The sequence below is a fragment of the Candidatus Thiosymbion oneisti genome (genome assembly GCF_900092655.1).
GTDB classification, from domain to species: domain Bacteria; phylum Pseudomonadota; class Gammaproteobacteria; order Chromatiales; family Chromatiaceae; genus Thiosymbion; species Thiosymbion oneisti.
Genome location: NZ_FLUY01001501.1, coordinates 1 through 5,699 on the forward strand (window position 1 = coordinate 1; position 5,699 = coordinate 5,699).

The window sequence follows — 5,699 nt, forward strand, 5'->3', positions numbered from 1 at the left end:
AATAACCACAGCTGGGGTTCGTTCCTCACCCCAGCCTACCGATTTAAAATCAATGGGTTAGTTTTTAGACAGCCTCTAAAGCCGGATTCAAAATCGGCTTCCCCGGTATGTCCGCCATTTCCGCTGCATTGAGGGAGCATGATTACGCGGAGGTCTATGAGGAGCTGGCCGACGCCCGCGCCTACAATATGAAGCTGCTTGACGGTGCGATGGTGCAGATGATGTACGAATTTCGGGACGGTGCGCTGCTGCGTCATCGTTTGGCATTCTTCCCGTCGCCGCGTCTGGCGCCTTTCCAGGAAGAGCCGGAGATCTATCTGCAAGATACCCTGTTTGCGGAAATCGTTTCACGTCGGATCGTTCCTGTTCCGTTCCGGTTCGATTTCGACGCGCGTGAGGGAGTATTCGCAGAGCTCGTGCATCCCAAATGCCACTTGACCCTTGGTCAATACGAAAATTGTCGGATCCCTGTTACTGCACCACTAACGCCCCGGTGGTTCATCGATTTCATACTTCGGAATTTCTACCACACGGCGTTTCACCAGTATGCGGAGAAGCTGCCTGTGCACGGCGCCCTATTCGAGACATCGATTTCCCCTAAGGAACAGCAGATCGTCCATGTCCTGGCACCGGCGGCGGCACGTTAAGAAGCTGTTTGGTTAAAACGGATCCTCGTGGAAATAGTCCAAGAGATTGTTTTAACCGTGAATTACATGACCCGACGCGAATGTTCCGCAGGTATAAAATCTAATTCGCGCAGGTTTGCGTGATTCGTCGTTTTTCTCTCGTTGGGGTTCGTCCCTCACTCCAGCCTATGTGCTAAAGCCGGAGATCGATAATGCAGGAAAGAATCATCAACATTTCTTTTCCGATAAAAGAAGATATTCTGTTGTCGATAAAAGAAACAAAGGATGAATTTACGAACGATATTATGTATCTGTCAGCTCTTTATTTTTATAGGAAGAGACGGCTTTCACTGGGCAAAGCTGCAGAACTTGCGGGATATGGAAAAATTGAATTTATTGAAAAATTACAACGAGAAAAAGAATATATATTCGATTATAACGAAGAAGAAATTGATGAAATATTTGAAGATGCGGCAAAGATTAAATGACAGTCGTTTCAAATACAACGCCGATCATTTCTCTGAGTTCAATAGGGAAAGTCAGCATACTGAATGAGTTGTTCGGCGAGATTATCATAAGCCAGGCGGTATATGATGAGATTAAAGCAAAAAGGAGTTATGGGTGTGATGAAGTCGATTCCTATTTTATAAGAATACAGTCAATCAGAGGAGAAGTTTACAGAGATTTACTACTAAATCAGCTTGATTTGGGCGAAGCCGAAACAATAATTCTTGCGAAAGAAATAAATGCTGATTTTGTCATAATCGACGAAAATGTCGGTTATAAAATCGCAAAAAATTCAAATCTAGAAGCTGTTAGAACACTTTCAATTCTTCTAAAGGCAAAAGAAGAAGGAATTATATCTGAGATAAAGCCCCTGCTTGACGAAATGATTGAAAAAGGCAGGTGGTATTCAAGAAATATATATGAAAAATGTTTAAGAAAAGTCAACGAATTGTAAAACACAGATTTATCGGCTCGTTTCACACGGAGCGACGCAAATGTTCCGCCGGCACAACATCCGATTCGCGCAGATTTGCGTGATTCGTCGTTTTTTTCTCGTTGGGATTCGTCCCTCACCCCAACCTATCGAGTCGCTCAGAGCACAGAGGTGAAGCGATGATCAAGACTGAAGAACAAGCAATGTCTGAGGGGAAATCCGTGAACAGCGAGTCGCCGACGCAAGACTCGCAGGGAACATCTGTTGAGCCTGATGAGGACAAAGGTACGCCACCCGCCCCAGAGAATAGAGGTTCGTGTGGATCTGCTCGATACAAACCGTGGTAGCAGTGGTCACTAGCAAACGTAATCGGCCTGATCACATTGCTGACCACACCCGGAATATTTTCTTTCTACAACTCGTGGATGGCGACGAAGGCAGTGAACAAAGCGTTGATGATCGTCGCGACAGGTGTCGAAGAGTTTCGACCGGATAGCCCCTGGCTACCCTCCGAAAGCATCAAGGGTTGGTACGAGAGTAAGAAGCGTGTGCATTTTGGGTACGTAGTGCCGTGCGATCAACCAGACGTACGGGTGTCGATAAGCTCCATGGATCTTGATGATGCGACTCGCTTGGACGTCGCCGCTCCGGACGAGCATCGCATCCATAATGGGTTCCGATTAGTTGCCAGAACATGGGGTGGTTCAACAAAAATTCCCTGGGTGAAAGTTGATTGGTTCGCTTACTGCAGAAATTCCCTGGGTGGAAGTTGACTGATTTGCCGCCTGCCTGGGTGAACTGTACCCAGAGAATCATACAGATCGCGGGGGAGACCAAGCTCTCGGAAGCGCTGGTATCACTTCGAAAATAGCTTGTTCCGGTAGGGTTTCTCTGGCTCCCCACGCTCCCGAGACGGTGAAAGTATTCACCCCGCGTAGGTTGGGGTGAGGAACGAACCCCAATGGCTTTGGCTCGGCATAGCGATTTGGGTAGTGCTTGATATGTAGTGATGAACTTCCTACTGAACCTCTTTCTTTCCCGCTGGGAGAACTACACGATCACTACGTGTTAAGCACTACCGCGATTTGTTGGGGTTCGCAAGCTCACCCCAACCCAATGCCATTAAGTTAAGCATCAAAAGTCCGTCGATGGGCCGTTGCGGGGCGGAAATAGAATAGCGTGATTTCCCGTTTCCTTTTTTTCTTCTACATCACACAAAGACACCAAGCCACAAAGGGGTATAAGGATTGAGGGAAGAACGCCAGAACCAGCGGAGAATTCTTGGTGTCTTTGTGGCTTGGTGTGAGAAAAATGAAAAAGGATCAAGCGGCGGGATGCGCTGCGCTTTCCCGCCCGACTTGAGTCGCCCCCATTACGACACCCTCCCGGCGGGAGAGGGGGAGGGGCTTTGAGGCTTAACTTAATGGCATTGCACCCCAACCTACCTTTCGGCTCGTTCCCACGCTCCAGCGTGGGAATGCAGTATGGCCGCTCCAACGGCCAATCTTTCATGATGCTAGGGCGTGGGAGTCGGATGATATTGTTTTAACTACAAATCACACGAATCGACACGAATGTTCCGCCGGCACAAAATCCGATCCGCGCGGATTTGCGTGATTCGTAGTTTTTCTCTCGTTGGGGTTCGTCCCTGACCCCAATCTACGCGCTGATGCATGCAAAACCCAACTATCAATCACGAGGAGAAATCATAATGAAAATACTGGCTACGGATTTGGATAGAACCTTGCTTCCGAATGGGAAATGGGAGGGCGACGGGGGGGCCATTGAGCTGTTCAACGCGCTCACGGAAAAACACGATGTCCTGGTGGTCTATGTCACCGGAAGAAACCTGAAGCTGACGGAGGATGCGATCCGGGAGTATGGGGTCAGACACCCCCATGTGCTGATCGGAGATGTGGGCACGACCATAAGAAAGTATGAGCAAGGGGGCTGGCGTTTCGATGAGGGATGGGTAACCCATGTCAAGCGTGTAAGTCCCAGGTGGGATGCCGCCCGGATCAAGGAAGCCGTATTCGATGTCGATGGCATCAAGGAGCAGGGGAGCGAGCACCTCAATCAGTTCAAGCAGAGTTATTATGTAGAACACGATAGAAACGATGAGATATTGAAAAGGATCGATACGCTGGTCAAGGGAAGGTTCGACGAAGTGATCGTATACAGCTTCGATTCAGTGGATAACAAAGGGCTTCTCGACTTTCTACCGAACAGCGCGACCAAACAAACGGCATTGGAATATGTAGCCGAGGAGTTCGGAGCGGAGAAGGGGCAGGTCGTATTCTGCGGTGATAGCGGCAACGATATTTTTCCGTTGACGGCGGGATTTTGTGGCGTGCTGGTAAAGAACGCCGATGAACAATTGGTAAAGAACGTGAAGGCGGTGATGGATAAGAACCCCAATCTCAAAGCCTATTTCGCGCGAGGAGATTGCAAGGGATTGAACGGATACTATACGAGCGGCGTGATCGAGGGGGCCTATCATTACGGAATATTTCAGTGACGCTTAACTTAATGGCATTGGGACACCGGGTATAGCCACATGGCATTAGTACCCACCGAGGTCTTCGAGCGCTTGGCCGATCGCAAAGTGGTCGTAGTCGGTGACTTGATGCTGGACCGTTTCTTGTGGGGACGGGTCCGGCGGGTGTCGCCGGAAGCCCCCGTGCCGATCGTCGAGCTGGAGCGGGAGACGCAGTCTGCAGGCGGTGCGGCTAATGTAGCGCGGAACCTGTCGGGGCTGGGTCTCCAAGTCGCTTTGGTGGGGGTGGCGGGCGCGGACTCTGGCCGTGATCTGCTGCTGGCGGAGCTGACCACAGCCAACCTGGATAGCGACGGGATACTGATCGCGCGGGATCGCGGGACCACCATCAAGACCCGGGTGCTGGGTAATCGCCAGCAGATGATCCGAATCGACGCGGAACAGGCCGCCCCCCTGGCAGAGAGCGACCGGGAACGCCTGCTCGCCGCCGCTATCTCGCGCCTGGCGCAGGCCGATGCCCTGCTCCTTTCGGATTACGCCAAGGGGGTCCTCACTGAGGACCTGTGTCGAGCGCTGATCGCGTTCGCCCGCGGCCGCGGCCTGCCGGTGCTGGTCGATCCCAAGGCCAAGGACTTCAGTCGCTATGCCGGGGCAACCCTGATCACCCCCAATCGCGACGAGCTGGCCCTCGCCACCGGTGTGGCCGCGCAGGATCTGGACGCCCTGATAGCGGCAGGCTCCGCAATGCGCGAGACGCTGAATCTGGAATCCCTGGTGCTGACGTTGAGCGAACAGGGCATGGTGCTCATCGATGCGGACGGCAACCATCGAATGCTGGCCACCGCCCGGGAGGTGTACGACGTCTCCGGGGCTGGAGACACCGTCATTGCCACCTTCGTGGCTGGTCTCGCCGCCGGGCTGGGACGGGTCGCTACCGCTCACTTGGCGAATCTCGCAGCAGGGATCGTGGTCAGCAAGGTAGGCACCGCACCCATCAGGGCGCAGGAGTTGCTGGCGGCACTCAATGAGGAGGCCGCCTACGGGCAGGCGGCGAAGATCCGCGATCTCGAGGAGGCCCAGGCCCAGGTCCGCCGCTGGCAGGCCGCCGGCGAACGGGTGGTCTTTACCAACGGCTGCTTCGACCTGCTGCACGTGGGCCACGTGACCTATCTGGAACGGGCCCGCCGCTACGGCCACCGGTTGGTGGTCGGGCTCAATGCCGATGCCTCAGTACGCCGCCTGAAGGGACCCGAACGCCCCCTTATCGGCCAAGAAGACCGGGCGCGCGTGCTGGCGGCCCTGGCTACCGTCGATGCGGTCATCCTGTTCGACCAGGACACGCCGCTGGCGCTCATCGAGCAGCTACGCCCCGACGTGTTGGCCAAGGGTGCGGACTACCGGGAGGAACAAGTGATCGGGGCCGCGGAGGTCAAATCTTGGGGTGGCCAGGTCGTGCTCGTGCCCCTGGTGGAGGATCGCAGTACCACGGGCATCATCGCGCGAATGAATGCTAATTGAGCGCGTGCCATCCCGCCTGGTATCCGCGTTCGTAGTTTTCCCTTAGAGGCTGTCTAAAAACTAACCTATTGATTTTCTACTGGCATTGATATTCGGCTGGCTCCCCACGCTCCAGCGT

General features: G+C 53.4%; 5 protein-coding genes. All 5 read left to right on the forward strand.

The window, feature by feature from the left end:
* Positions 1-92 precede the first annotated feature (92 nt).
* The 5 genes from BQ17_RS15275 (at position 93) to rfaE1 (ending at position 5,581) form a co-directional block, all read left to right on the forward strand.
* Complete coding sequence (locus BQ17_RS15275) at positions 93-647, forward strand: DUF2290 domain-containing protein (RefSeq protein WP_256091628.1); 555 nt, start codon at positions 93-95, stop codon at positions 645-647.
* Positions 648-838: 191 nt separating this feature from the next.
* Positions 839-1,114, forward strand: coding sequence for a UPF0175 family protein (locus BQ17_RS15280; protein WP_089728498.1), 276 nt, complete (start codon positions 839-841; stop codon positions 1,112-1,114).
* A complete protein-coding gene (locus tag BQ17_RS15285) occupies positions 1,111-1,587 on the forward strand; it encodes a PIN domain-containing protein (RefSeq protein ID WP_089728500.1) in 477 nt (158 codons plus the stop codon). The genes BQ17_RS15280 and BQ17_RS15285 overlap by 4 nt, the downstream gene beginning before the upstream one ends.
* Positions 1,588-3,277: 1,690 nt before the next feature.
* A complete protein-coding gene (locus tag BQ17_RS15290) occupies positions 3,278-4,084 on the forward strand; it encodes an HAD-IIB family hydrolase (RefSeq protein ID WP_089728503.1) in 807 nt (268 codons plus the stop codon).
* Between the two features lie 39 nt (positions 4,085-4,123).
* A complete protein-coding gene (gene rfaE1 / locus BQ17_RS15295; protein ID WP_089728505.1) occupies positions 4,124-5,581 on the forward strand; it encodes a D-glycero-beta-D-manno-heptose-7-phosphate kinase in 1,458 nt (485 codons plus the stop codon).
* The last annotated feature ends 118 nt before the right edge of the window (positions 5,582-5,699 follow it).

Coding starts and splice junctions, on each gene's coding strand:
- BQ17_RS15290 (WP_089728503.1), top strand. CDS start 3,278: ATGAAAATACTGGCTACGGATTTGGATAGAACCTTGCTTCCGAATGGG.
- rfaE1 (WP_089728505.1), top strand. CDS start 4,124: ATGGCATTAGTACCCACCGAGGTCTTCGAGCGCTTGGCCGATCGCAAA.
- BQ17_RS15285 (WP_089728500.1), top strand. CDS start 1,111: ATGACAGTCGTTTCAAATACAACGCCGATCATTTCTCTGAGTTCAATA.
- BQ17_RS15280 (WP_089728498.1), top strand. CDS start 839: ATGCAGGAAAGAATCATCAACATTTCTTTTCCGATAAAAGAAGATATT.